The organism is Vibrio sp. MMG023, from assembly GCF_021654215.1.
Taxonomy (GTDB): domain Bacteria; phylum Pseudomonadota; class Gammaproteobacteria; order Enterobacterales; family Vibrionaceae; genus Vibrio; species Vibrio jasicida.
This window is the reverse complement of sequence record NZ_JAKFZP010000007.1, coordinates 146,399-169,661: the sequence shown is the minus strand read 5'-3', so window position 1 is coordinate 169,661 and position 23,263 is coordinate 146,399. Positions and strand designations below refer to the sequence as shown.

The window sequence follows — 23,263 nt, the reverse complement described above, 5'->3', positions numbered from 1 at the left end:
TTTTTCTTTTGTTAGCTTTGCGCCTAATTTTCGCCGTAATTCATCACATTCATCAATAACGGTTACAGAGGCTGTTGATATGTCTGACACTGAATTTCGTCATGGCAAAAAACGTTTTTACGACAACGTAAAATTCCCACGCGGCTTTGCAAAGTCTGGCGATTTTACTCTTTCGGAAGAGGAAATCCTAACAATTTATGGGGATACTATGCTTGGCCTAGAGTCAGGCGAGTTGACACCTGAGAACAGCGAAGAGAAACACTTCGTAAAAGTTCTGGAAAACCCAGGCAAAGCGAAAACTAAGATCGAGCGCACTTGGTTAAAATACACACAATTAGCTCGTGGTCGCAAACGCTTCCACACGCTAAATGGTCGTAACAAACCAGAGGCGTCAGATGACTACGCAGAAGAGAGCCTAGCAGAAGACGATTAACCGACTCTGCCAAGCCTTAATGCTTGGTTAATCCTCAGAGTGTTTCATTCTGTGGAGTTGCAAAAATTTTTCTTTTCCAAAAGCCCAGAGGTGTTTCACCAAAGGGCTTTTTCATTTTTTAGTAAACCTATTTATCCGGCAAGCACTCATTTCGCCAACATAGCGACCTTCTTCAAGAAGCTGTCTTTAAGATGCTCTTGGTCGTACTCCAGCTGATAGGTGTTGTGAAAACCCACTTTGAGCTCCACGCCATTGCCTCTCAGAAACACGTTATAGCCGTCGTAATCAGAAAAGGCTTCTACCCCTTCATACATCTTGCCAAACTCGGTAGGCGTGCCGTTGTTCATCACACATTCGTATGCTTGCAGCACTTTGGTTGCGTCTAAGTCGTTTTTCATTGCGATTCCCTCAGCAATAAACACACTTTAAGTATGGTTAAGGAAGAAACGCCGTGCCACACCATAGATTGCGTGAGATCATAACTTCGGCATTTTTCTTCTCTTTCTCCTACGCAACTCGGTTCAATTTAGCTCGCTCATTCAGCCAAAAAACTTTTTTTCAGTCATAAATTTTAAACGCTAATCAACTAGTCTAACGCCCTCTATATAAGAGAGTAATCGCAAGAAGCAAACGTGAAAACTGTTGAGAAAAGCAACATTGGTTAAAGAAAAAGCAAAATTTTGACCTAAAACAATAGCAGATCGCCATTACTTATTTTATAATGCGAATTAATGTTTCAGGACATCTTAAATTCCAATAACTAGGGGCACAAAATGAGACTTATCCCGTTAGCTCAAGCAGCACAAGTAGGCAAGTGGGCAGCAGCACACATCGCTAAGCGCATCAACGACTTCAAACCAACTGCTGAGCGTCCGTTCGTTCTGGGTCTACCTACTGGTGGCACTCCTCTAGCAACTTACAAAGCATTGATCGAACTTTACCAAGCAGGTGAAGTGAGCTTCGAACACGTTGTGACTTTCAACATGGACGAGTACATCGGTATCCCTGCGGATCACCCAGAATCATACCGTTCATTCATGTACAACAACTTCTTCAACCACGTAAACATTCAAGAAGCGAACATCAACCTTCTTAACGGTAACGCGGAAGATCACGAAGCGGAATGCCAACGCTACGAAGACAAAATCAAGTCTTACGGCAAGATCAACCTATTTATGGGCGGCGTAGGTAACGACGGTCACATCGCATTCAACGAGCCAGCATCTTCTCTGTCTTCTCGCACTCGCATCAAGACACTAACTGAAGACACTCGTATCGCGAACTCTCGTTTCTTCGATGGCGACATCAACCAAGTTCCTAAGTACGCACTAACTATCGGTGTTGGTACGCTACTAGACGCTCAAGAAGTGATGATCCTAGTAACTGGTCACAACAAAGCACTTGCTCTACAAGCAGCAGTAGAAGGCAGCGTAAACCACCTATGGACGGTTTCTGCACTTCAACTACACCCTAAAGCAGTGATCGTTTGTGATGAGCCTTCACAACAAGAGCTTAAAGTGAAGACAGTTAAGTACTTCTCTGAGCTAGAAGCGGAAAACATCAAAGGTTTCTAATCCTTCGGATAACAACCAAAGATAAACGCTGAATACACAAAACCCGTGAGTCATCACGGGTTTTTTCGTTTTTAAAGACTGGCAGGTTTGAAGGTGTAGGAATTTAAACAACCGTTAGCGAGGCGTTTAATAAGCTTGAATACCAAACTGGCGCAGACGTTTCGGCAATACCTCATCGAGCTTATCTAACTCACTCGGTTCGACCTCAATGAGGTTGAAGTTATGCTGCTCGTAAACCGCACGAATCTTCTCTCGCTCCGCTTCTAACATCTCGCCAGAATCGCTGCCCCAAAACTGCAAATAGACTTTGCCGCCTGGTAGGTAGAAATCACTTGTCACGTCTTGGTCGATCGGCAGTTGGCGCTCGTAAGCATGCACCACACCAGCCAAATACAGCCAGTTATCGATAAGCAGTTCTCCTTTAGAACGAACATAATGCCCATCTAAAGTGCGGTGCTTAGCTTCAAACTTCTGGCGAAAACTAGAAAACGACTTATCTGTGGAATGGGACTCGGCATCTTGTCCTAAAAACTCAATCACAGACTGCTTGAGTCGCTTGTTACGCAGCACTACGTCGTGCCACACCACAAAGGTGTTCTGCGACTCTTTATCGGCTCTCTGTTGACCACCTGCGCGGATTCCGGCTTCGGTTAAACTCCAACCTTCTTCGGATTTGCTGATCCAGCCTAATTCACTTAACAGCTGGTTCATGCGCTTAGCATTGAGCTTCAGCTTCTCGCCCAACTGGGTTGCGCTGTAGGTTTTACCAGACGTTGCAGCAAGCTCGATGTGCAAGTTGGTCGGCCAAACAATAAATTGCCCGAATTTAGGGTGATCGACATACTCACCGCCGAACTTGGCGCCCTCTTCGGTCAAAATCCATTTCTCGTCTTGGCGAACGATGTAGCCTGCACGTTTCAGATCAGCAAACAGCAGCTTGGCTTCTATCTGACGCATTTTTGCCAGCGCCGACGTCGATATTTTTTCAGACACGATTCATGCCTCCTGCTACTGTTTGAAATAAGGTAATGACTTGGATATTAACGCATTGATTTCATTGCTTGAAGTAAGAATAGTTGGGATTTTCTATCCACAACAAAAAAGGAGCACTTTGGCTCCTTTCTCTACATCGAATTGAATCGGCTTAATTATTCGCGAGTTTGGCAAATTTGCTGTAGGTGCTGATTTTGCCATTGATGTACTCGATACCACTGTGCACATTGTTTTCTGTATGACCAACAATTTGGTATTCGACGATGAATTCACCGCTGATGACTTTGATGAACAAGAAGCCGTCGCTGACCTTCCATAAGCCCTGTAAACCACGCTCACTGAACAAGTCTTTTTCCACCAACGTGCCATTTGGTTTGAGCTCTAAAATCGATGAGAAACCGTCGACGTTCACTTTTACCCAAGGTTGTTGATGCACTTCGTAGCTGAGGATTTTGCGGCGTGTTTTCGCCCACTCACGCAGTTCTTGTTCTTGAGCTAGGGTGAGAATTGGTAGGTCTTCCATCTCCAATAGGGTGTGATGTTTTTCGTACCAGAAAAGTTGCAGATGGAGTAATTTCATTCAGATTAACGGGGTTTCATAACGACAAAGCGCAACTTTGCGCCAACCCTGATGGTAAGTCAATCAATGAAACGAAAGAGTGCAGTTTTCACGAGGGTTAAAAACTGCACGTTCCCACGATGGGAAAACGGTGCCCAATAACGAGCACCGGAGCATATATACCCAAGTGACTTCAAGATGCAGGATTCAGAACGAGTCACTGACTCAAGTTCAAGGAAAACGAAGCAGCGTAATAGACAGCTATTTCCAAGTCGTTTGACGAAGAAATTGTTTCCGTGACTCGTTCCCGAAGGGCGAATTGCCTTGGCTTCCATACTTTGTTAACGATTTTTGATTTAGAACCACTAGATCTTCAAATCGTTGCCGCGTCTGCAAACCAAGTCACTTTCGCTGAACCACGCATCTCGAGGTTACTTGGGTATAACTGTTTATACAGTTAAGAGAGAATTATGCGGCAAACAACCTTGGTAATTCCGCATGATCACACGCTTGATTTAAGCGCTGTTGGGCGGTTTGAATGTGCGCACGCCAATGTTCATCTTGCGCCCACATCTCAATCACCAGTGGCACGACGCAGTCTGTCTCTTTGAGTGTGCGGAAGATGGCATCGAAGTTCACTTCACCATCGCCAATCACGAGATCGCGGAACTGACCTTTGTATTCTGGCGTCACGCGATAGGTGTCTTTAAGGTGGATTTGGGTAATGTGTGGCTTACTCAATTTCAGCTCAGTACACACGTCATAGTTCCAACCCGAGATATTGCCCACGTCTGGATAAGCGGTGAAATACGGCGAATTTACTTCGCGATTGAGCACCTCAAACTTACTCAATGAGTTGAGGTAATCAGTGTCCATGATTTCAACAGCAAGCATCACTCCTGCGCGCTCAGCCAGTTTCGCAGCTTCCTTCATACCTTCAATAAAACGCAAATGCGTGGCACGGTTTGCTGGCTCGTAATACACATCGTAGCCAGCTAATTGAATAGTACGGACGCCAAGTTTGTACGCCAATGCGATCGCCTTTTCCATGTGCAGCACGGCTTGCTCTCGGATCTTCGGATCAGCCGAGCCAAACGGGAACTTTCGGTGCGCGCTCAAACACATTGACTGCAATGGCATGCCGTAGCGTTCACACTGGTGACGCAGGGCATAAATCGTCTCGTCATCCCAATCTAAGCGGCTGCGGCGCTCGTCTGATTCATCCACCGAGATCTCAAGAAAGTCGAAGCCTAATTCTTTGGTCACGCTGAGCTTTTCTTCCCAGCTCAACTCGTTCGGCAACGCTTTCTCATACAAGCCAACACGATGACGTTGTAGGTTCTGATACATGTCGCCCCCTAGTTCCAGTAACGGTCGATTTGCGCTTTTAATGCTTCTGCGGTTTCTTGCCCTTTGTCGCCCGCCAATGCACGACCAGCGATAAAGGTTTTCGCTTTGATGCCTTCGAACAGGTAGATGTCTTCTGGCACGATACCGCCCGTGATAGAGAGCTCGATACCTAGCTCAGAGAGTTGACGCATCTTGTTGATGTCAGCATCTGTCCAGCCAATCCCTGCCAACTCTGCATCGCGAGAACGGTGGTAAATCGCTTGAGTGATACCGAGATCCACCCACGCTTGCGCATCTTCCATCGTCCAGTTGCCGTAGATTTCGATTTGGATTTCGCCGCTAAACTCATCCGCGACTTTCTTACACGCTTCGATGGTCGCAATATGCGCTGCGGCTGAAACCGTAATCCAGTCAGCGCCTGCTTCAAACGCCATGCGAGACAAAATCGCGCCGCCATCGGTGGTTTTCATATCGCAAACCAGAATGTGGTCTGGATGGTTCTTACGTAACGTCGAGACCGCATTCATCCCTTCTGCAAACGCGAGAATGGTGCCCACTTCAATCACATCAACGTAGCTGTGTACATTGCTTGCAACCGCCACGGCGTCAGTTAGGTTAGTTTGGTCTAGAGCGATTTGAATCATTGGTTTGGTCATGATGCTTATCCTTGAATTTTTTCACGTATCAGGCGAGCTAAGCCGTCGTTATTGTTATCGGTTTCGCACACCAAACGGGCGCTTGAGCATACCGTCTCGTCTGCGTTATTCATGGCAACGCCTAATCCGGCGTAACGGAGCATGGAAATATCATTGTGGTTATCGCCCACGGCAATGACATGATTCGGGTGATAACCCAGCTCAGAAACGTATTCCGCCAGTCTTAAGCCTTTGCTGTTGCCTTTTGCTGCGAAGTCGATGCGATTCGACCACGAGCGTTCGCCGTTAAATTTCTCTTTCACCCATGGGTTTTCAATCAAGCGTTCTACCGAGCTTGGTAAACCTTCCACCACGAATTTCCACACGAACTCGGTATTGCGCACTTCTTCGCTGAACGAGTCGATTTTGTAGATCTTCGGTTGAAGGTGCTCTGGCGCGGTTTTCGCCCACTTTTCCAACGCTTCCATGTAGTGAATTGGGTTGTAGTTTGAGTACGTCATGGCATCGGTTACGTACATCACCATCTTGACCTGAAACTCCTTCGCCAAGGCGATGAACGTTAGCGCGTCTTCCTTATCAATGGAGTTGTGCTTGAGCACTCGGTCATTGTGGTAGTCATAAACATAAGTGCCGTTGCAGCAGATGATAGGCGTGGTAAGACCCAACTCATCGTAATACGGGCGTGCCGCGGTGTGATGGCGTCCGGTGACAATCACCACGTGACACTTCTGCTGCGCTTCTTGAATCGCTTTTTTCACCTCAGGGTGAATGCTGTGGTCATCAGTGAGGACGGTTCCGTCTAAATCTAAAGCAAGCACTTTGTACATGTCGTTACCTCTGCCCGTAGTAGGCGTTTTCACCGTGCTTACGCAGGTAGTGTTTGTCTGAAAGCTCAGGTTGGATCTTGATGCCGCTGTTGAGTGAACGCGTTGCTAATGCCATGGCAGAAATCTCTTCCAATACCACTGCGTTGTGTACGGCATCGTCAGCGTTGGTTCCCCAAGAGAAAGGCGCATGCCCTGCTACAATCACGCTTGGCACAGCCATTGGGTCGATGCGGCGTTGACGAAACTCTTCCACTATCACTAAGCCAGTGTTCTTCTCGTACTCTTCGGCAATTTCGCGTTGTGAAAGCTTACGAGTACACGGAATGTCGCCGTAGAAGTAGTCGGCATGAGTCGTGCCCAGTGCCGGAATATCAATCCCCGCTTGCGCCCAAATCGTTGCGCTGCGTGAGTGGGTATGCACCACGCCGCCCACTTGTGGGAACGCTTTGTAGATCTCAATGTGGGTCGCGGTATCGCTGGATGGATTCATGTTGCCTTCCACCACATTGCCGTCTAAATCGACCACCACAATGTGCTCAGCGCGCATACCATCGTATTCCACTCCCGACGGTTTAATCGCAATCACGCCGCGCTCGCGGTCAATCTCAGACACGTTGCCCCAAGTGAAGGTCACTAAGCCGTATTTCGGCAGTTTGAGGTTGGCGTCGAGCACACGTTGTTTCAGTTCGCTGTACATGATTTCTCCTTAGGCTGTGACAGCCAGAGCTTCATCAATCACGTTGAATACATCGGTTTTGCTGCGGCAACGGCGAAGCTTGTCCAAATCCACGCCCGTTTCACTGTCTTCATCATCCAACACTTGGGTCACTTCCATCAGACCTTCCATGTGCTCGTCGGAAGAGCTGCCCGCTAGCGTGATTAGCACATCAACTGGCTCGTCTTCGCCTTCAAAGTAGATTGGCTCTTCTAGCGTAACCAGTGCGAAAGCAGTACGAATCACGCCGTTTTCTGGGCGTGCGTGTGGCAGTCCCAAGTTAGGCGCGATGCAGATGTAAGGGCCTAACTCTTCCACGCTGCTGATGATGGCGTCGTGGTAAGAAGGCTGAATCGCACCAGAGGCAATCAACATGTCCGTACCAATCTTGATAGCTTCACGCCAATTCGACGCCTGCGCTTGCAGTTTGATTGAGTTGTTGTCGATCAGTGATTGTTTTAATCCCATTGTTCTATCTCCAGTTTGGGTGCCGTGACTTTGGCTTTTTGAAGCCCGGCACCACTGTTGTTATCCGCTGTTTGTTATTGGTTTCTTATCTCTTCATTGAGAGATATTTGGTCATGCTTTTTTATTTTGCTGGTACAAAGTTTTTATTGATGATGTCGAGTAGCTCGTCCCCGAAGGAGTTAGGGTTAAGCATGTTTTGCACCCCGAGTACAAACTTGCCTTCGCCTGGTTCCATCTCTGCAGACAGGTGCTTCGACGATACGATGATGTCCGTGCTCGCGAGCTTCGACTTGTAGTCCGACACTGCGCATGAGTCCATCACGTGAGGAATGCCTTTCTTCTCTAGGTATTTGCCGATCTTCATTTTCATCATCATCGATGAACCTTGACCGTTACCACATACCGCTAGGATGCTTACTGGGCGCAGACCGTCACTCGCTTTGATTGCTTGCTCTACCGCTTCAATCACTTCTGGTTCTTCACTGATTTCTACTGTGCCTTGCGCGTCCTCTTCAGCACGTAGCTTGCGAGAAGCGAAGAACATGTAAACCAGAGACAGACCAACAAGAACGAAGAAGAACATTTTCGATGCAGACAGACCCTGCATGATTGGTGGGAATACAAGCGCCCAGTCAGCCATGCCCATCCAGCCGTTGAATTCTGTGCCGTGTTGGCTAAATAGGTGGATAGCCCAAGCAGAACCTAGTACCTCGATGATGCCCATCACGAAACAGATCTTCATCACCGCTTTCCAGCCACCGAAGTGGTTAGCAAATACGCCGATGGTCGCATTAGAGAAGAACATTGGGATGAAGCCAGGGATGATCATGATTGGCGCATCGAATGCCAGCATTGCCAGTACTGCCGCGAATTGACCAAGCGCACCCCACATGAAACCAAATACCATTGCGTTTGGAGAGAATGCGTAGATAGCCGCACAGTCAATCGCCAATACCGCGTTTGGAATCACGCGCTCAGAGATGCCTTTGAACGCTTCAGACAGCTCAGCAACGAACATACGTACACCGGCAACAATCACCTGAATCGCCACAGCGAATTTCAAACCCGTTTCTAAGATGTAGATAGTCCAGTGTGTGGTGCCCGCCATTTCTTGAAGGTTATCAAGACCGAATGAAAGCAGAATAATGCCGAAGAACACCGTCATCACGATCGCTGTTGCTGCGATGCTGTCGTGGAAGATGTGTAGCCATTTAGGCAATTCTAGGTGGTCAACGCTGTCGTTCTTATCACCCAGTTTTGGCGCTACTTTTGTTGCAATCCAAGACGCGACCTGTTGTTGGTGACCAATAGAGAAGCCCGCCCCGCCGGTGACTTCTTCAGTTGGCTTGAACATGATGTTGGAGGAGATACCCCAGTACAGCGCCATTAACACCGCAGAGTAAATGATGGTTTCCCACATGCTTGCGCCAAGCACAAAGTAGAACACGGCAATCAGACCTGCTTGCTGGAACATGATGTGACCAGTCAGCATGATGGTGCGGATACCCGTGTAGCGGCGGAACAGTACCAAGAGGATGTTGATACCTAATGCCAATAGAACGGCGTAACCCACCCAAGAGTAGTTGTCGCCCATCGCTTCCATGGTAGACATCATGGAGGTGTAAGGGTCAATGACCGAGCCGGTTAGCCCGTGGTATTCGGAAAGTTTGGAGATCACAGGTTTGAAGCCAGCAACTAGGGTGCCCGCACCCACTTGAACCAGCATGAAACCCACGATCGTTTTGATGGAACCTTTAATGATGGTGGTGGCGTCTCTTCTCAGCAACCAATAGCCAATGCATGTTACCAAACCCAGCAGTAGTGGGGCTTTGGTCATAACTTGGCTGTAAAAAATATAGAAGATGTCGTACAAGAACTCCATATCTTTACCCCTAGAGTGTTTTTTATTTGTAATCGTATGTAGGTCAGAGTGATTCCATCTGATGTCGTAGAATCTACTCAGTTTTTGCTCACGAAACAAACTCTAACAATCAAAAGTAATCACGCAATGCTCATTTGTGATTATTTTGATATTTATCAATTTTGCCCTCCAAAAAACCCTACAAATGGTAAGTGGATCACACACGAAAATTAAATTATCAATAAATACAATAACTTATAAATTCTTGTGATGAGGTTCAGATTTTCATCAGTCTTGAATTTGACAATCAAGAGCGTGATTAATAGAATCAAAACAAATCACAAGTAATCACCAAATAATCACTAGATACACATTTCGGTGAATTTGAATCAAATAGGGTGATGGGTATGAATGAAGTACAAAGACACAATGGCATTCTGTCTTTACTAGAAGAAAATCAGACGATTAACGTCTCACACATTATTGAGAGCTTTAACGTCTCTCCAGCTACGGCTCGCCGTGATATCTCTAAGCTGGATGAGCTAGGCAAACTACGCAAAGTACGCAACGGCGCAGAACGCGTCGAAGCAGAAAAGAAAAAATGGTCACCGCTGAACATCAACAGCACTGAGTATTACGAAGAAAAATCCTTGATTGCGATGCAAGCCGCTGAGCTTTGTCAGCCTGGCGACAGCGTGGTCATTAACTGCGGTTCGACCGCTTTCCTACTTGGGCAGAAGTTGTGTGGGCAAGACGTGCAGATCGTCACCAACTACTTCCCATTGGCAAGCTACCTGATCAATGAAGACCATGACGATGTGATCATCATTGGCGGTCAATACAACCGTTCACAAAAACTGTTCTTAAATCCGGCGCCCAACTCGCTTGGCAGTTACGCAGGCAATTGGATGTTCACCTCGGGTAAAGGGTTAACCGAAGCCGGACTCTACAAAGCCGACATGTTAACTGCAGTGGCAGAGCAGCAAATGCTTGAGCAAATCGACAAGCTCGTCGTCGTGGTAGACAGCTCCAAAGTGGGTCACAGAACGGGCATGTTGTTCTGTCCTACCGAGAAAATCGACATTCTGATCACTGGCAAAAACGCCAACCCAGAGGTCATCAAAGCGATAGAAGCAAAAGGGACACAGGTCATTCTGGTCTAACGCGCCCTAGCCTCTTTCTCAAATAAATAAAAATAATTCAGCTCAGTGCCTTAACCACAAATTAAGGCGCTCGGCTCCCTACATCCCAAATTTAATAAAAATTGTGAAACAAAAAGGTGTTGCTATGAGTAAAGTAAATGAAATCACTCGTGAATCTTGGATCCTAAATACATTCCCTGAGTGGGGTACTTGGTTAAACGAAGAGATCGAAAATACGGTGGTAGAACCAAATACATTCTCGATGTGGTGGCTAGGTTGTACAGGTATCTGGTTGAAGAGTGAGGGCAACACCAACATCTCTATCGACTTCTGGTGTGGTACGGGCAAAAAGACGCAAAAGAACGCGTTCATGAAGAACCAGCACCAAATGATGCGTATGGGCGGTGTCGAAGCGCTGCAACCAAACCTACGTACCGCTATCTTCCCGCTTGACCCATTTGCTATCAAAGAGATCGACGCTGTGATGGCATCCCATGACCATGCTGACCATATCGACGTTAACGTCGCGGCGGCGGTACTGCAAAACTGTGGTGACCACGTGAAGTTCATCGGTCCACAAGCGTGTGTCGATTTATGGATGGGCTGGGGCGTGCCAGAAGAGCGTTGTGTTGTCGCGAAAGTGGGTGATGTACTTGAGGTCGACGACATGAAGATCCGCGTACTGGATTCATTCGACCGTACTGCACTTGTCACGCTGCCAGAGGGCACTTCATCTTACGATAAAGAAATCCTCGACGGCATGGACAAACGCGCGGTGAACTACCTGATTGAAACTTCAGGCGGTTCGGTTTATCACTCTGGTGACTCGCACTACTCAAACTACTACGCAGCGCACGGCAACGAATACCAAATCGACGTGGCACTGTTGTCATTCGGTGAAAACCCACGCGGCGTGACTGACAAGATGACATCTTCTGACATCCTACGCGCAGCAGAATCGTTGAATTGTGATGTCGTGATGCCATTCCACCACGATATTTGGGCGAACTTCCAAAACGACCCACGCGAAATCGAAGTGCTGTGGAACATGAAGAAAGACCGTCTGCAATACAAGTTCGCACCGTTCTTCTGGCAAGTCGGGGGCAAATACACCTTCCCTACCGATAAAGGTCGCATGCACTACCAACACTTCCGTGGCTTTAGCGACATCTTCAAAAACGAACCAGAACTGCCATACAAAGCGTTCTTGTAATTCCGTCGCAACGTCCGTTTGGCAGGAATAAAAAAAGCCCGTCGCGATGATGGATGCGACGGGCAATTAGCTAGAGTCTTATAAGGAGAAAAGGAAATTACTGATGATAAATGTCCGACGATTTCGCATCAGTAGCGTCCTCAACAAACCGAATATTAGTCATTGATAAATTTAAAGGACATAGCTCATTCCAGTAATCTAAATTGTTGATGCCTATTACTCTAAGCCGATCAAAAAAGCCAGTCTCTCGGGACTGGCTTTTGTTTTGTGAAGCGAGGCCGGTTACTTGATAAATGAAATACAGCCTTGCAGAATCACTAGGTTGACGATGTCGATAAAGAACGCGCCAACGATAGGCACCACCATAAAGGCTTGTGGTGATGGACCGAAGCGGTTAACGATAGAGCCCATGTTCATTACTGCCGTTGGGGTTGCGCCCAGACCAAAGCCACAGTGACCACTTGCGATGACTGCGGCATCGTAGTTGCTGCCCATCACACGGAATGTTACGTAGTAAGCGAAGACCGCCAGAATCACCGATTGCACTGCCAGAATGATGAGGAACGGGATTGCTAAGTCGAAGATGTTCCACAATTTTAGGCTCATTAGCGCCATAGCTAAGAACAGAGACAGCGAAACCGTACCAAGAATATCGACCGTCTCAACATCCACTTTGCGTACTTTGGTCACTTCCATGATGTTGGTGATCACCACACCAATAAACAGCGCGTAAACGAAGTCTGGAATCATCAACCATTTGATGCCAAAGCTGCTCACCCAACCTTCTAAGTAGCCAGCACCTGTGACACACAGCAGGATGATCGACAAGCTCTCAACCACTTTCTTCGCGGTCACTCGGTCTTCTTCGTGCTCGTTGTAAGTCACCAATTCAGGAAAACGCTCGTGAGTCTGGTTAGTACGCCCGTATTCAGATTCAAGGTTGTGCTTATCTATTAAACGCTGCGCTACTGGGCTGCCGATGATGCCACCAATCACCAAACCAAAGGTAGCGGATGCCATTGCCACTTCTAGTACGTTGTGTAAGCCATACATATCTTGGAAGGTTTGCGACCATGCTGCACCCGTACCATGACCGCCAGACAGCGTAATCGAACCTGCAATCAAGCCCATTAGCGGGTCTAAGCCAAGCGCGGTTGCCAAAGAGACACCTACCGCGTTTTGAATAAGAATGTACACCGATGCCACGGCTAAGAAGATAAACACCTTAGCGCCGCCTTTAATCAACTGGGTGTAGTTCGCAGCCAAACCAACAGTGGCGAAGAACATCAACATGAAAGTGTTTTGCAGCGGTAAATCGAAAACTAAATCCACGCCATTGAAATGCATCGCGGTGATCGCACAAGCTACAATCAAACCACCCACGATTGGCTCGGGAATATTGAATTTCTTTAAGATCGGTAATTTAGCGTTAACGAATTGTCCCAAGAACAACACACAAATAGCGACGAGAAACGACTCTTGTGGACCGACAGAAATGACCTGATTCATAAAACCTCTTTGCCTCCTTTTTCTCATCCTTTGAGTAACAACTCGCCGGCTGAGCGGTATTTAGGCAGGTCAGAGTGCCTACTGAACGTGTGGTTTTCTAGGGTCCAAACCCACTCAATTCTCATTAAATAAGAAAGCAATAGCTCGGATATTCACCCAATTCTCACTCAATGAAAAAACACACTTTTTCACCAAGTTTTGTGGCGCAATTTTCTGTTTTTTTTCGCTCTTCTCAACTTATGAGAAGTGAACAATTTTTTGCCAGTTTTTGAGGGCAAAAACGTATGCGATTGCGTGCAAATTTTGCGTGAAACTCTGGTGCAAACTTTGTCGAATTTCCATCGACAAAAGTAATTGAGAAAACGGCGCTAGAAGATTGGTGCTTTCTATCCCAGTGCCAAGGTGTTATACATATATATAACACCAATTCAGCCAAGGAAACCAATCATGACGCATTGGCATGATCGCCAACCGATTTTCCGTCAGTTGGCTGACCAGATCACCCAGCAAATATTGCAAGGCATCTGGCAAGAAGGCGAAGCTTTGCCTTCGGTACGCAGTGTCTCTGCGGATATGAAGATCAACCACCTGACGGTCATGAAGGGCTATCAGTTATTGGTTGATGAAGGATTGATTGAGAAGAAACGTGGGCAAGGCATGTTTGTCGCCCAAGGAGCAAAAAAACAGCTGCTTGCTGATGAAAAAGCCCGTTTCCTTGAACAACAAATTCCGCAGATCGCCGGCACACTACAACGTCTGGATATGTCACTTGATGAATTTATCCAACAAATCCAAACACATATTGAAGGTGACCAATGAGCGCATTAGTCAGTGTAAAACACGTCTCCAAGCAATATCGTCAGCAGGGTGAAGCGCTGCATGACGTGAGCTTTGATCTACAAGCGGGTCAAGTGCTTGGCTTGCTAGGTCATAACGGTGCGGGTAAATCGACTCTCATTAACGCCCTACTCGGTGCACACGAATATCAGGGCACCATTCGCATCAACGGCTTTGAGCCAATCATGCAACGCGACAAAATCATGCAAAGCTTGTCTTACATCTCGGATGTGAACGTGTTGCCAAACTGGATGACGGTTACTCAGCTGCTCGATTACACCGAGGGCGTACACCCAGGTTTTAATCGCAGCAAAGCCGATAGCATGCTGCGTCAAACCGACATCAAGCCGCGCGCGCGCATCAAATCCCTATCCAAAGGCATGAAGGTGCAATTGCTCTTGGCCGTTGTCATCGCGACCAATACACAGATTCTGATTCTGGACGAGCCAACGCTTGGCTTAGATTTGGTTTATCGCGATACCTTCTACCGTCATTTGCTGGAATGGTTCCACGATGGCGAGCGTGTGCTGATCATAGCGAGCCATGAAGTATCGGAAATCGAACACCTACTGACGGACGTGCTAATTCTTAAACACGGTCGACCTGTTCTGCAAACCTCAATGGACAGCATCAGCGAAGATTACTTCATTCTCGATGCCAGTGATGAGCATCGCGCACAAATCGAAGTGCTGAAACCACTGTCATCACAAAAGGGCTTAGGCACGACTAAATGGTTGCTGTCTTCCCAATACGCAGAGCAAGTTGCTGGGCTGGGTGATGTGTATGGCGTCAAGCTTGCGGATCTGTTCTTGGCATTGCAGAAGGAGGCAGCATAATGAAATCGATTGTCGCGATGTTGCGTAAAGAATGGCTAGAGAACCCGTTGGTTACACGCGTGCCGTTATTTATGTTTGCCTGTGGCGTGCTGCTGTTCGTCAGCTTAATGAGCAGCTCGACACTGCAACACAATATGTTCTTCCAAATGAGCTTTGGCGGTGATGTCAGTGACATCCACAAAGAGCTAGGCGATGACGTCAACATGCTGATCACAGGTGGCATTGGTTTGTTGTCTATCTTGCTTGGCACTCAATACTTCCCAAGAACGCTGCGTAAAGAGCGCTCAGAGGGCAGTATCATGTTTTGGCGCAGTATGCCTGTCAGTGACGTGAAAACCCATCTGGTGAAGCTGACGTTTGGTTTATTGGTGATTCCGTTAGTGTGTTCGGTATTGGTTTTCGCTGCCGACTTTATGCTGTGGATGTTGAATGTTTCAACGGACCACCAGCTGGCGTTGTTGTATCGCCAAGCATCATTGGGCTTCGTGCTGCTGAACTGGATTGAATTCTTGCTTCGAATGGTGGTGGCTGGCGTGTTGTTATTGCCGCTTGCACTGACTGCAATGGCAATCTCACAGAAAGTGAACTCACCACTGTTGGTTATCTTGATTGGTATTTACGCGCTACGCTGGATGCCGATTGCGATGTTCAACTTCTATGGTCTGGATGATTTCTTCTCAGCGATTTTCTATCTACCACTGCACGCGATTCTTGCGCCAAACCCGTTCAGCGCGATTCCAGATGCAGGTTGGATGAACGTTGGGGTTTACGCTTTCATTGGTGTGCTTGCTTGGACAGCTAGCATCAAGTTCAGCCGCACCGTGAACTAACAAGCACAAGCAAAACAAACCCATCAAAAGCGAGGTACTGTCCTCGCTTTTTTATTTCCGAACCCATTTTATTTCCGCACCTATTTTATTTCCGCACCCAGGCAGCATTTGCGCTAAACCACTTTGACTAAACTAGGCAGCAGAGTGTCGATGTTTTTCACTTCATCGAACTGAGCCAACTCTCGCTTTATCTGTTCTGCTGGCAGCGCTTGTGCTCTTGCGATATAGCGATTTTTCAACAGACACGCCACTTGGTCCCACTGTTGTATATGCGCATGGGCCATCAGCAGGTATTGTGAAATGACGTCTTGCTGCGCGTGACTTCCCCCCAGCTTGCTGTGCAAATCTCTCACCTGGTTAATCAACTCAATGCAATGACGGTAGTTCGAACTGTGGTACGCCTTGATGGCCTGCATCAACTTGCTGCCTGTCATAAACTCCACTTCCTGAGTTTGTAGTGGCGAACTGATAATTTGCGTTATATTGGCATCTAACTGGTCATGATGATCGGTTTTCGCTAACACCATGGCATTGTGAATTTCAGTAAACATGATAGTGCTGTCGGCAGAAATCTCTAGTGCTCCGGCACTCAATCGATGCCAACGTTCTCCAACATCAGCTCCCATGAACTCCAAGCGAGCCAATAACGAAGCTGCGTTTTGGATATCAAGGTATATCGAAGACTCTGCAGGGTAGATGTACTGATCAAACAAAACCAAGGCGCCATCAATATTGCCTTGCTCAAGATGGAACAACGCAAGGTGCCACCAAAGATGGCCGCGAAACGCATTGTGATTTGAAAACGTATTCGCATGATCTTGTAAGAACTCAATGCCCTCTTTCGCCTCGCCTTGCATCTCAAAAATATGAGCCATCGTATGCTTGGCGATTAGATCTTGGTGGTTCAACCCTAACGTCTGGCGCGCAAACGCTTCTGCCAATTCATATTCCCCCGCCTCTTCGAGTGCAAAGGCATGAGCAGTAGCAAACATCCAATATCCTGGCGTCTGCTCATCCCAATAGGGTAAGACTTGCAAAGAAACGTGCAGTGCCCGTTGCTTTTGGCCAAACCAAAATGTTTGCCCTGTAAATTGGCGGTAGGCAATGATATCCAAAGGCCAAAGACTCAGAATATGTTGCCATGTATCCAGAGCCCCCTTCAGATTGCTTTGGCTCCATTGTTTCAACGCATGCATGTGCAGCGCTTCACGCTTGGTGGCCGATTGCGCGAACTGATCCAACTGCGTAACCATTTTAGCCAGGATGGGTAAAGTAGAACGACGCCCATCACTCGCATGGCTGTACGCCTTAAAAATCCATCCCATCATAAAGTCCGGATAGAGCAGTAGCAGTTGATCGAGATCGCTCATTGCACTGGGAAGAAAGGTCAACATATCTTCGAGAATCCGTTCAAATTGTTCTGTGCCTGCAGCATCAATGCCGTTCATCTCTAGCGTTCTTTTGTCTTTAATCATTACATACCTACTAGTAGATAGCTGTTAAATTTAAAATAATACCCGCGCTTATCGCGGGCAGTATTATGAATAATCTTAGCGTTTAAGGAGTGCGAGACAACTCGCCTTCACGCTGCGAATGTAATCGGCATCTTTAAACTGAGAAAGTAACATACTGCCTTCCAGTGCAACAAAGATTAGCCTTGCAACTTGGGCTGATTCCACTCGTAAGTCGAACTCTCCGTTCTCTACACCCTGATCAATGATTTTTTGTAGCCATTGCTCATTCGTTTGCACAAAACGCGACAGCAGCCCTTCTAGGCCATCTGCCAAAGAGTAAAAGTCAGAAGCGTACATACCACACAAACACAACTTATCTTGCTCGCGTACACCAATAAAAATATCAGCCAGCGCTTCAATTTTTTCCTCAGCACTGCTTGGTTGGCTCTCGATCTGAATTAACGCCGCTTCGTAGTTTGCGAGATAGCGTTCAAACACCGCTTCAGCCAAGTCTTGCTTGGTTTTAAAATGGTAATGAATACTCGCGGTCTTAATACCCAGCTCATTTTGGATGTCGCGAAAGCTAAAACCATTAAAACCTCGGCTTTGTATGTAGCTTTCAGCAAGGTCGGCAATCTTTGCAGCCGTCGGGCTAAGTTCTTTCATGTGGCTTCCACCTTAAACATTTTTGCAAAAGATAGCATGCCCTCACAAACCTGTCTACCTACCGGTAGGTATTGTTTCTTTTTCAAAAAAGACTTAACCTACCTACCAGTAGATAACTAACATTAAAGGCAAACAATGAAATACGATTTTATTATTATCGGAGGCGGTTTGAGCGGTCTCTACACCGCAGCGTACCTAGAAAAAGCGGGGCATAACTACTTGCTACTTGAGGCGAGAAGCAGACTCGGAGGTCGAATTCTTTCTTCTGCGAGCTTGGCAGCAAACAGTCAACACGACCAATTTGACCTCGGCCCATCTTGGTTTTGGCCCAAGATGAATCATCGTGTCATGAGGCTTGTCGACAACTTATCGCTTCCGATCGTAGAACAGTACGAAACTGGCGATATGTTAATCGAACAAGCCGGGCAGGCTGGTATTCGTCAAGTGTCGAATCAATTCTTTTCTTCTCCTCAATCCATGAGAGTATCGGGTGGCATGGCGCAATTGGTAGCAGGAGTAGCAAAGTTACTCAACCCAGAAAACATCAAATATGAGCATCAAGTGCACGCAGTGAGTCATACTGAAAGCCAAGGATATAGCGTCGATGTTATCCACCAAGCAGAGCGGCTGACCTTAGAGAGTGAGAACATCATCTTCGCTCTCCCTCATCGTTTGATTGCCAATAACATCCGCTTGACGCCCACCCTTCCAACAACAGCGTTAAATGCGCTGGAAAAAACGCCCACATGGATGGCCGCTCACGCGAAATTCTTCGCCATTTATGACCGACCTTTCTGGCGTGAAAACGGATTGTCTGGTTACGCAAACAGCCAAGTTGGTCCATTGGTGGAAATTCATGACGCCAGTGCTGAAAATGGCCATGCCGCCCTGTTCGGTTTTATCGGTTACGATGCTCAAGATCGCGCACAGCTAGGCGCCACCAAATTGAAAACCATGGCAGTTGAGCAACTAGCGAGACTCTTTGGCCCCGAGGCGTATAACGTCACTGAAGTAAAACTGCTCGACTGGTCGAAAGAGGCATACACGGCGGTTGAAAAGGATCACACCATGCCAACTCATCACCCGCGTTATGGGCTCAACGCATCACTGGAGCAATTAAGCCAACAGGGCATGTACTTTGCGGGAACAGAATCAGCACAAGAGTTCGGTGGATTTATTGAGGGCGCATTAGAAGCAGCAGAGAGTGTTATCGAAAAGCTTGCCGCTCGTTAAATTGCTCTATCCATTCATTTATGGGGAGGTTGTTGCTCCCCGTAACCCACTCGTCCCTTAGTTTTACTTCTACTTCTACTTCTACTTCTACTTCTAAAAAAATATTGTGATAGTACTTCTGGCGGGTTAAGTCCATAATCCCACGCTCAACGAGCATCAAGCTCTTATCTTGAAACCATTAAGTAGAACAACAGCAATGACAGCACAGTCAACGGTCATTCTTGGACTGTATAACCCGAAAGATCCAACCAATGTGGGAGCGGTAATGCGCGCAGCAGGTTGTTATGACGCCACACAAGTTCGTTATAACGGTACTCGCTATAATCGTGCAGTAAAATTCCGAACCGACACGAAGAACATGCACGAACGGATCAATTTGATCGAAATGGACGATCTCACCGCTCACCTTGCTGAAGACGTGAAAGTGGTGTGTGTTGAGTTGGCAGTTGGCGCTACGGCGTTGCCTCTTTTTACTCACCCAGAAAACGCGGTGTATATTTTTGGCCCAGAAGATGGCTCACTGCCGCAAGAGGTTGTCGATAAGGCTGACCACGTAGTGTATGTTCCCACCAATGGCTGCATGAACTTGGCGGCAACGGTCAATGTTGTCTTGTATGATCGTTTGGCGAAAAATCTGGGCACGATTGACGACCATCAACAAGTGATTACCAACCGAGACAACAAAAATCGATTGAAGGTCAAAGACTGCGTATCAGCGCAATAATTTGTACTCGGTACTGCTTAATAAAAAAAGAGCCTATATCGAAATATAGGCTCAAAGCAGTGAAAAAGCGTGCGTGATTTTGATTAATATTTTAGTTATGCAACGATGGCTGAAACTTTGACCGCATCGCTAATGGTGCGATAGTTTGGAGAGAACTGCTGTACGCTCGCAATGACTTCGTCATAATCAGCCTGAGTCCCCTCACCTTTTACTTCAAATTGAAATTGGATTTCATCAAAGCCAACCGGCGCTTCTTCGCTCACATTTAGGAAGCCACGTAAATCCAGGGCACCTTTGATGGTTAGCTTCACAGCGTCTAGCTTGATACCACGAGCACTCGCACCCGCAACAAAACCCACCATCATGCAACCAGCCATGCCGCCCAATAGGTAATCTTGAGGTGTTGGGTATGCATTGTTGCCCAATAACTCTTCTGGCTCACCAACTTCAAAGCTGAAGTCTTTTACGATTTCTTTTCCGCCAACCTTTTGATTCAAAGTACGGATTTCACTGTGAACGCCGCCTTTCCATTCAGCAACAATGCCGTATTCAGAGATCGCCTGCGTTGCGTCTTCAGTGATCACTTGAGTGTAAGCCGCTAGGTCATCGAGTTTAATGCCGTTTAGTGGTGAGTTATCCATGATATGTCCTTGTTATTATTTGATGTCGTGTTTACTACTGAATTTTTAATTGGGGCCTTTAGGGATGGAGTGAAAGGCCCCAATTCGCACGTTTAGTGATGTTAGTTACGGCCAGCCATTACACCGCCGTCGACATTAAGCACTGTGCCAGTTACCCAAGACGATTTGTCTGACAGTAAGTACTCAATCGCGTCTGCCACATCTTCTGTTGAACCGATACGGCCAATCGGGTGGAAATCATTGAAGCCTTGTAGTGCTGATTCGATTTCTTCTTCCGCGATAAATGACTTGTAAATCGTCGACATCACAACAGCTGGTGCTACAGCATTTACGCGTACGCCGTGATCACCAAGTTCAATTGCTAGGTTTTTCGTCAGAGCATGAAGACCCGCTTTTTGCATTGAGTACGCTGATGATGGCGTTGCTTTAATTGCTTGGTGAGCCCACATAGAACCGATATTTACGATCGCACCGCCGCCGTGCTGTTTCATATTTTTCGCCACAGCCTGAGTGATGAAGAAAAACGACCGGTTCATGTCTAGTTGTAGGTCGTAATCACGCTCTGAGTGGTCAAGGAAATCGACCGGTTTAAAGAAGCCAGCAGCATTAACCAAGTAACCAATATGACGTTTTTCAGCATTCAATTGTTCGATAAAGCTTTTCACTGCACTTGGGTCATACAGATCAACTTGAGCGGTTTCTACCTGGCCTTTGGTCACACTTTCTAAATCCTGCTTTGCTTCAGCAAGGTTGTTTTTATCGTGCGAAAGAATCATGACGGATACACCAGCTTTAAGAAGTCGCTCTGCTGTCGCTTTACCCATACCTGATGAGCCGCCTACGATAAGTGCAATTGAAGATGTGTTGAACATAATACGTTTCCTTTCTCTCATTAACCTACCTACTAGTAAGTAGGTAGTGTTTTTATTAAAAAAGGAGGTGGTTTGGGAACCAGCTCCTCGTCAGTGGTTGTTACTCTAAGATCATATTATTTTCACGTCAACAACTTTATCTACCTACCAATAGGTATATTTGGTTATTTCCTTATTATTCAGATATTTACATAGAAAAATTTTTTATTCCACCCGTTCACATCATCAATAAATATAAAAAAAGGCCACAGATAAACTGTGGCCTCTATAAGTATTTTTTATCAATCTAGCCAAGGAACGAAATGTAGCCTTGCAGAATGATCAAGTTAACGATGTCGATGAAGAAGGCACCAACAATCGGTACAACCATGAAAGCTTGTGGTGATGGACCAAAGCGGTTAACGATAGAACCCATGTTCATTACCGCTGTTGGGGTTGCCCCCAAACCAAAACCACAGTGACCACCAGAGATAACCGCTGCATCATAGTTACTACCCATCACCTTGAATGTTACGTAGTAGGTAAAGATAGCCAGAATCACCGACTGCACGCCCAGAATCACCAAGAATGGGATCGCTAGGTCGAAAATGTTCCACAGTTTCAGGCTCATCAATGCCATTGCCAAGAACAGAGACAACGATACCGTACCTAGCATATCGACCGTTTCTGTATCTAACTTACGGACTTTAGTTACTTCCAAGAAGTTAGTGATGATCACACCAATGAACAATGCGTAGACGAAGTCTGGAATCATCAGCCATTGAATATCGTAAGTGCTCACCCATTGCTCTACGTACTTAGCGCCTGTCACACAGATCAATAGGAAGAACAATTTCTCAACCACTTTTTTCGCGGTTACTTTGTCTTCTTCGTATTCGTTGTACGTCACCAATTCTGGGAATTTTTCGTGGGTTTTGGCATCTCTGCCCCCAGGACCATACTCAGATTCGATCTTGTTCTTTTCGATCAATCGCTGAGCAACCGGACTACCGATGATACCACCGATGATCAAACCGAATGTTGCTGACGCCATCGCGATTTCCAACACGTTATTTAATCCATACACGTCTTGGAACGTTTGTGACCATGCCGCACCTGTGCCGTGGCCACCTGAAAGAGTAATCGAACCTGCGATAAGCCCCATCAGCGGATCTAAACCCAATGCCGCCGCTAATGAAACACCGACACCGTTTTGTATGATGATGTAGAACGACGCGACCGCTAAGAAGATAAAGACCTTCGCGCCCCCTTTCATCAACTGAGTGTAGTTTGCTGCTAAACCAACAGTAGCAAAGAACATCAGCATAAATGTATTCTGCAACGGCAAATCGAATTCCAGATCGATACCGTTGAAATGAAGAGCAGTAATGGCGCAGGCGACTATCAAGCCCCCTACAATCGGCTCAGGTATGTTGAATTTCTTTAAGATCGGTAGCTTAGCATTAATGAAATGCCCCAAAAAAAGCACACTGATCGCAACCAAAAAGGACTCCAGTGCACCTACAGATATCAAATGATTCATATCGCCTCTTATTATTGTTCTCTTCATCCTCCGTAATGATTGAGTGTTAGTTTAACCTTCGCTCAATAGCAAATTTTCTCGCTATATTTTTTCGAAAATACTCAAAAGGTTGTGTTAAATGCGCCTTAGGCTAGTTTAAGGGACGGTCGTTAAGCGATGTTCTGATTTATGCGCTATTCGCAAGCCCTAAAATGTAAAAGGAGCCGATTAAGCTCCTTCTTATCCGGTTCACATTCAAAGCAAAAATGACTGCTTGATGTGGATGGACATATAGTGTTGTGAGTATTGTCCGAGAGAGACTTTCTGAACCGCTATCGGGCTCCCTTACTTAAACAGAAAGTCATCCTC

General features: G+C 46.6%; 24 protein-coding genes. 9 read left to right on the top strand and 15 right to left on the bottom strand.

What is annotated here, in order from left to right; all coding sequences use genetic code 11:
• Positions 1–79: 79 nt before the first annotated feature.
• Positions 80–433, top strand: a complete 354-nt coding sequence (locus L1076_RS21785) for a DUF413 domain-containing protein (RefSeq protein ID WP_005434702.1) — start codon at positions 80–82, stop codon at positions 431–433.
• Between the two features lie 146 nt (positions 434–579).
• Here the strand turns inward: L1076_RS21785 and L1076_RS21780 are convergent, their stop codons facing one another.
• Entirely contained in the window at positions 580–831 is a 252-nt protein-coding gene (locus tag L1076_RS21780) for a DUF3081 domain-containing protein (protein ID WP_009706732.1), read from the bottom strand.
• A 375-nt stretch (positions 832–1,206) separates the two neighbouring features.
• Between L1076_RS21780 and nagB the strand changes: the two genes are divergently transcribed.
• Complete coding sequence (nagB, locus tag L1076_RS21775) at positions 1,207–2,007, top strand: glucosamine-6-phosphate deaminase (protein WP_005434699.1); 801 nt, start codon at positions 1,207–1,209, stop codon at positions 2,005–2,007.
• A 126-nt stretch (positions 2,008–2,133) separates the two neighbouring features.
• Here the strand turns inward: nagB and L1076_RS21770 are convergent, their stop codons facing one another.
• The 8 genes from L1076_RS21770 to L1076_RS21735 all read right to left on the bottom strand — a co-directional run bounded on the left by L1076_RS21770 (position 2,134) and on the right by L1076_RS21735 (position 9,457).
• Positions 2,134–3,000: a glycerol kinase gene (locus L1076_RS21770; RefSeq protein WP_045406462.1), complete on the bottom strand. Its 867-nt coding sequence runs from the start codon at positions 2,998–3,000 to the stop codon at positions 2,134–2,136.
• Between the two features lie 151 nt (positions 3,001–3,151).
• Complete coding sequence (locus tag L1076_RS21765) at positions 3,152–3,580, bottom strand: hypothetical protein (protein ID WP_038869804.1); 429 nt, start codon at positions 3,578–3,580, stop codon at positions 3,152–3,154.
• A gap of 447 nt (positions 3,581–4,027) precedes the next feature.
• Positions 4,028–4,909 carry an L-ribulose-5-phosphate 3-epimerase gene (locus L1076_RS21760; protein WP_038898432.1) on the bottom strand — a complete coding sequence of 294 codons (882 nt, stop codon included), beginning with the start codon at positions 4,907–4,909 and terminating at the stop codon, positions 4,028–4,030.
• An 8-nt stretch (positions 4,910–4,917) separates the two neighbouring features.
• On the bottom strand, positions 4,918–5,565 hold the full coding sequence (locus L1076_RS21755; RefSeq protein WP_038880142.1) for a 3-keto-L-gulonate-6-phosphate decarboxylase UlaD: 648 nt from the start codon (positions 5,563–5,565) through the stop codon (positions 4,918–4,920).
• Positions 5,566–5,570: 5 nt separating this feature from the next.
• Positions 5,571–6,392 carry a Cof-type HAD-IIB family hydrolase gene (locus tag L1076_RS21750; protein ID WP_237304457.1) on the bottom strand — a complete coding sequence of 274 codons (822 nt, stop codon included), beginning with the start codon at positions 6,390–6,392 and terminating at the stop codon, positions 5,571–5,573.
• 4 nt (positions 6,393–6,396) lie between these two features.
• Positions 6,397–7,089 carry an L-ribulose-5-phosphate 4-epimerase gene (locus tag L1076_RS21745; protein WP_237304456.1) on the bottom strand — a complete coding sequence of 231 codons (693 nt, stop codon included), beginning with the start codon at positions 7,087–7,089 and terminating at the stop codon, positions 6,397–6,399.
• 9 nt (positions 7,090–7,098) lie between these two features.
• Positions 7,099–7,575, bottom strand: a complete 477-nt coding sequence (locus L1076_RS21740; RefSeq protein WP_237304455.1) for a PTS sugar transporter subunit IIA — start codon at positions 7,573–7,575, stop codon at positions 7,099–7,101.
• A 121-nt stretch (positions 7,576–7,696) separates the two neighbouring features.
• A complete protein-coding gene (locus L1076_RS21735; protein ID WP_005434683.1) occupies positions 7,697–9,457 on the bottom strand; it encodes a PTS ascorbate-specific subunit IIBC in 1,761 nt (586 codons plus the stop codon).
• Between the two features lie 386 nt (positions 9,458–9,843).
• On the opposite strand from L1076_RS21735, the gene ulaR reads away from it, so the two are divergent.
• Both ulaR and ulaG read left to right on the top strand, forming a co-directional pair.
• Entirely contained in the window at positions 9,844–10,599 is a 756-nt protein-coding gene (gene ulaR / locus L1076_RS21730; protein ID WP_038869808.1) for an HTH-type transcriptional regulator UlaR, read from the top strand.
• A gap of 124 nt (positions 10,600–10,723) precedes the next feature.
• The gene (gene ulaG / locus L1076_RS21725; protein WP_237304454.1) at positions 10,724–11,791 is read left to right on the top strand and encodes an L-ascorbate 6-phosphate lactonase; all 1,068 of its coding nucleotides are present in this window, start codon (positions 10,724–10,726) and stop codon (positions 11,789–11,791) included.
• Between the two features lie 282 nt (positions 11,792–12,073).
• On the opposite strand, the gene gltS (L1076_RS21720) is transcribed toward ulaG, so the two are convergent.
• A complete protein-coding gene (gene gltS, locus L1076_RS21720; RefSeq protein ID WP_005448891.1) occupies positions 12,074–13,300 on the bottom strand; it encodes a sodium/glutamate symporter in 1,227 nt (408 codons plus the stop codon).
• Between the two features lie 447 nt (positions 13,301–13,747).
• On the opposite strand from gltS (L1076_RS21720), the gene L1076_RS21715 reads away from it, so the two are divergent.
• From L1076_RS21715 to L1076_RS21705, 3 genes are read left to right on the top strand one after another with little or no spacing between them, the layout of a single operon-like run.
• On the top strand, positions 13,748–14,119 hold the full coding sequence (locus L1076_RS21715; RefSeq protein ID WP_041059386.1) for a GntR family transcriptional regulator: 372 nt from the start codon (positions 13,748–13,750) through the stop codon (positions 14,117–14,119).
• Positions 14,116–14,973, top strand: a complete 858-nt coding sequence (locus tag L1076_RS21710; RefSeq protein WP_237304453.1) for an ABC transporter ATP-binding protein — start codon at positions 14,116–14,118, stop codon at positions 14,971–14,973. Before L1076_RS21715 ends, L1076_RS21710 begins: the two co-directional genes overlap by 4 nt.
• On the top strand, positions 14,973–15,803 hold the full coding sequence (locus L1076_RS21705) for a hypothetical protein (protein ID WP_051117172.1): 831 nt from the start codon (positions 14,973–14,975) through the stop codon (positions 15,801–15,803). Before L1076_RS21710 ends, L1076_RS21705 begins: the two co-directional genes overlap by 1 nt.
• Before the next feature lie 113 nt (positions 15,804–15,916).
• Here the strand turns inward: L1076_RS21705 and L1076_RS21700 are convergent, their stop codons facing one another.
• Both L1076_RS21700 and L1076_RS21695 read right to left on the bottom strand, forming a co-directional pair.
• Positions 15,917–17,278 (bottom strand): tetratricopeptide repeat protein, encoded by a 1,362-nt coding sequence (locus tag L1076_RS21700; protein ID WP_237304452.1) that lies wholly within the window; start codon positions 17,276–17,278, stop codon positions 15,917–15,919.
• 75 nt (positions 17,279–17,353) lie between these two features.
• A complete protein-coding gene (locus L1076_RS21695; protein ID WP_010644408.1) occupies positions 17,354–17,923 on the bottom strand; it encodes a TetR/AcrR family transcriptional regulator in 570 nt (189 codons plus the stop codon).
• Between the two features lie 135 nt (positions 17,924–18,058).
• On the opposite strand from L1076_RS21695, the gene L1076_RS21690 reads away from it, so the two are divergent.
• Together L1076_RS21690 and L1076_RS21685 are read left to right on the top strand one after the other, a co-directional pair.
• On the top strand, positions 18,059–19,156 hold the full coding sequence (locus tag L1076_RS21690) for an FAD-dependent oxidoreductase (RefSeq protein ID WP_237304451.1): 1,098 nt from the start codon (positions 18,059–18,061) through the stop codon (positions 19,154–19,156).
• Between the two features lie 196 nt (positions 19,157–19,352).
• The gene (locus L1076_RS21685; RefSeq protein ID WP_038880074.1) at positions 19,353–19,880 is read left to right on the top strand and encodes an RNA methyltransferase; all 528 of its coding nucleotides are present in this window, start codon (positions 19,353–19,355) and stop codon (positions 19,878–19,880) included.
• A gap of 95 nt (positions 19,881–19,975) precedes the next feature.
• On the opposite strand, the gene L1076_RS21680 is transcribed toward L1076_RS21685, so the two are convergent.
• The 3 genes from L1076_RS21680 to gltS (L1076_RS21670) form a co-directional block, all read right to left on the bottom strand.
• Entirely contained in the window at positions 19,976–20,521 is a 546-nt protein-coding gene (locus L1076_RS21680; RefSeq protein ID WP_038869862.1) for an OsmC family protein, read from the bottom strand.
• Positions 20,522–20,622: 101 nt separating this feature from the next.
• Positions 20,623–21,393: an SDR family oxidoreductase gene (locus L1076_RS21675; RefSeq protein WP_237304450.1), complete on the bottom strand. Its 771-nt coding sequence runs from the start codon at positions 21,391–21,393 to the stop codon at positions 20,623–20,625.
• A 286-nt stretch (positions 21,394–21,679) separates the two neighbouring features.
• Positions 21,680–22,915, bottom strand: coding sequence for a sodium/glutamate symporter (gltS, locus tag L1076_RS21670; RefSeq protein ID WP_038869865.1), 1,236 nt, complete (start codon positions 22,913–22,915; stop codon positions 21,680–21,682).
• Positions 22,916–23,263: the final 348 nt, after the last annotated feature.

Coding starts and splice junctions, on each gene's coding strand:
- L1076_RS21785 (WP_005434702.1), top strand. CDS start 80: ATGTCTGACACTGAATTTCGTCATGGCAAAAAACGTTTTTACGACAAC.
- L1076_RS21780 (WP_009706732.1), bottom strand. CDS start 831: ATGAAAAACGACTTAGACGCAACCAAAGTGCTGCAAGCATACGAATGT.
- nagB (WP_005434699.1), top strand. CDS start 1,207: ATGAGACTTATCCCGTTAGCTCAAGCAGCACAAGTAGGCAAGTGGGCA.
- L1076_RS21765 (WP_038869804.1), bottom strand. CDS start 3,580: ATGAAATTACTCCATCTGCAACTTTTCTGGTACGAAAAACATCACACC.
- L1076_RS21760 (WP_038898432.1), bottom strand. CDS start 4,909: ATGTATCAGAACCTACAACGTCATCGTGTTGGCTTGTATGAGAAAGCG.
- L1076_RS21755 (WP_038880142.1), bottom strand. CDS start 5,565: ATGACCAAACCAATGATTCAAATCGCTCTAGACCAAACTAACCTAACT.
- L1076_RS21750 (WP_237304457.1), bottom strand. CDS start 6,392: ATGTACAAAGTGCTTGCTTTAGATTTAGACGGAACCGTCCTCACTGAT.
- L1076_RS21745 (WP_237304456.1), bottom strand. CDS start 7,089: ATGTACAGCGAACTGAAACAACGTGTGCTCGACGCCAACCTCAAACTG.
- L1076_RS21740 (WP_237304455.1), bottom strand. CDS start 7,575: ATGGGATTAAAACAATCACTGATCGACAACAACTCAATCAAACTGCAA.
- L1076_RS21735 (WP_005434683.1), bottom strand. CDS start 9,457: ATGGAGTTCTTGTACGACATCTTCTATATTTTTTACAGCCAAGTTATG.
- ulaR (WP_038869808.1), top strand. CDS start 9,844: ATGAATGAAGTACAAAGACACAATGGCATTCTGTCTTTACTAGAAGAA.
- ulaG (WP_237304454.1), top strand. CDS start 10,724: ATGAGTAAAGTAAATGAAATCACTCGTGAATCTTGGATCCTAAATACA.
- gltS (WP_005448891.1), bottom strand. CDS start 13,300: ATGAATCAGGTCATTTCTGTCGGTCCACAAGAGTCGTTTCTCGTCGCT.
- L1076_RS21715 (WP_041059386.1), top strand. CDS start 13,748: ATGACGCATTGGCATGATCGCCAACCGATTTTCCGTCAGTTGGCTGAC.
- L1076_RS21710 (WP_237304453.1), top strand. CDS start 14,116: ATGAGCGCATTAGTCAGTGTAAAACACGTCTCCAAGCAATATCGTCAG.
- L1076_RS21705 (WP_051117172.1), top strand. CDS start 14,973: ATGAAATCGATTGTCGCGATGTTGCGTAAAGAATGGCTAGAGAACCCG.
- L1076_RS21700 (WP_237304452.1), bottom strand. CDS start 17,278: ATGATTAAAGACAAAAGAACGCTAGAGATGAACGGCATTGATGCTGCA.
- L1076_RS21695 (WP_010644408.1), bottom strand. CDS start 17,923: ATGAAAGAACTTAGCCCGACGGCTGCAAAGATTGCCGACCTTGCTGAA.
- L1076_RS21690 (WP_237304451.1), top strand. CDS start 18,059: ATGAAATACGATTTTATTATTATCGGAGGCGGTTTGAGCGGTCTCTAC.
- L1076_RS21685 (WP_038880074.1), top strand. CDS start 19,353: ATGACAGCACAGTCAACGGTCATTCTTGGACTGTATAACCCGAAAGAT.
- L1076_RS21680 (WP_038869862.1), bottom strand. CDS start 20,521: ATGGATAACTCACCACTAAACGGCATTAAACTCGATGACCTAGCGGCT.
- L1076_RS21675 (WP_237304450.1), bottom strand. CDS start 21,393: ATGTTCAACACATCTTCAATTGCACTTATCGTAGGCGGCTCATCAGGT.
- gltS (WP_038869865.1), bottom strand. CDS start 22,915: ATGAATCATTTGATATCTGTAGGTGCACTGGAGTCCTTTTTGGTTGCG.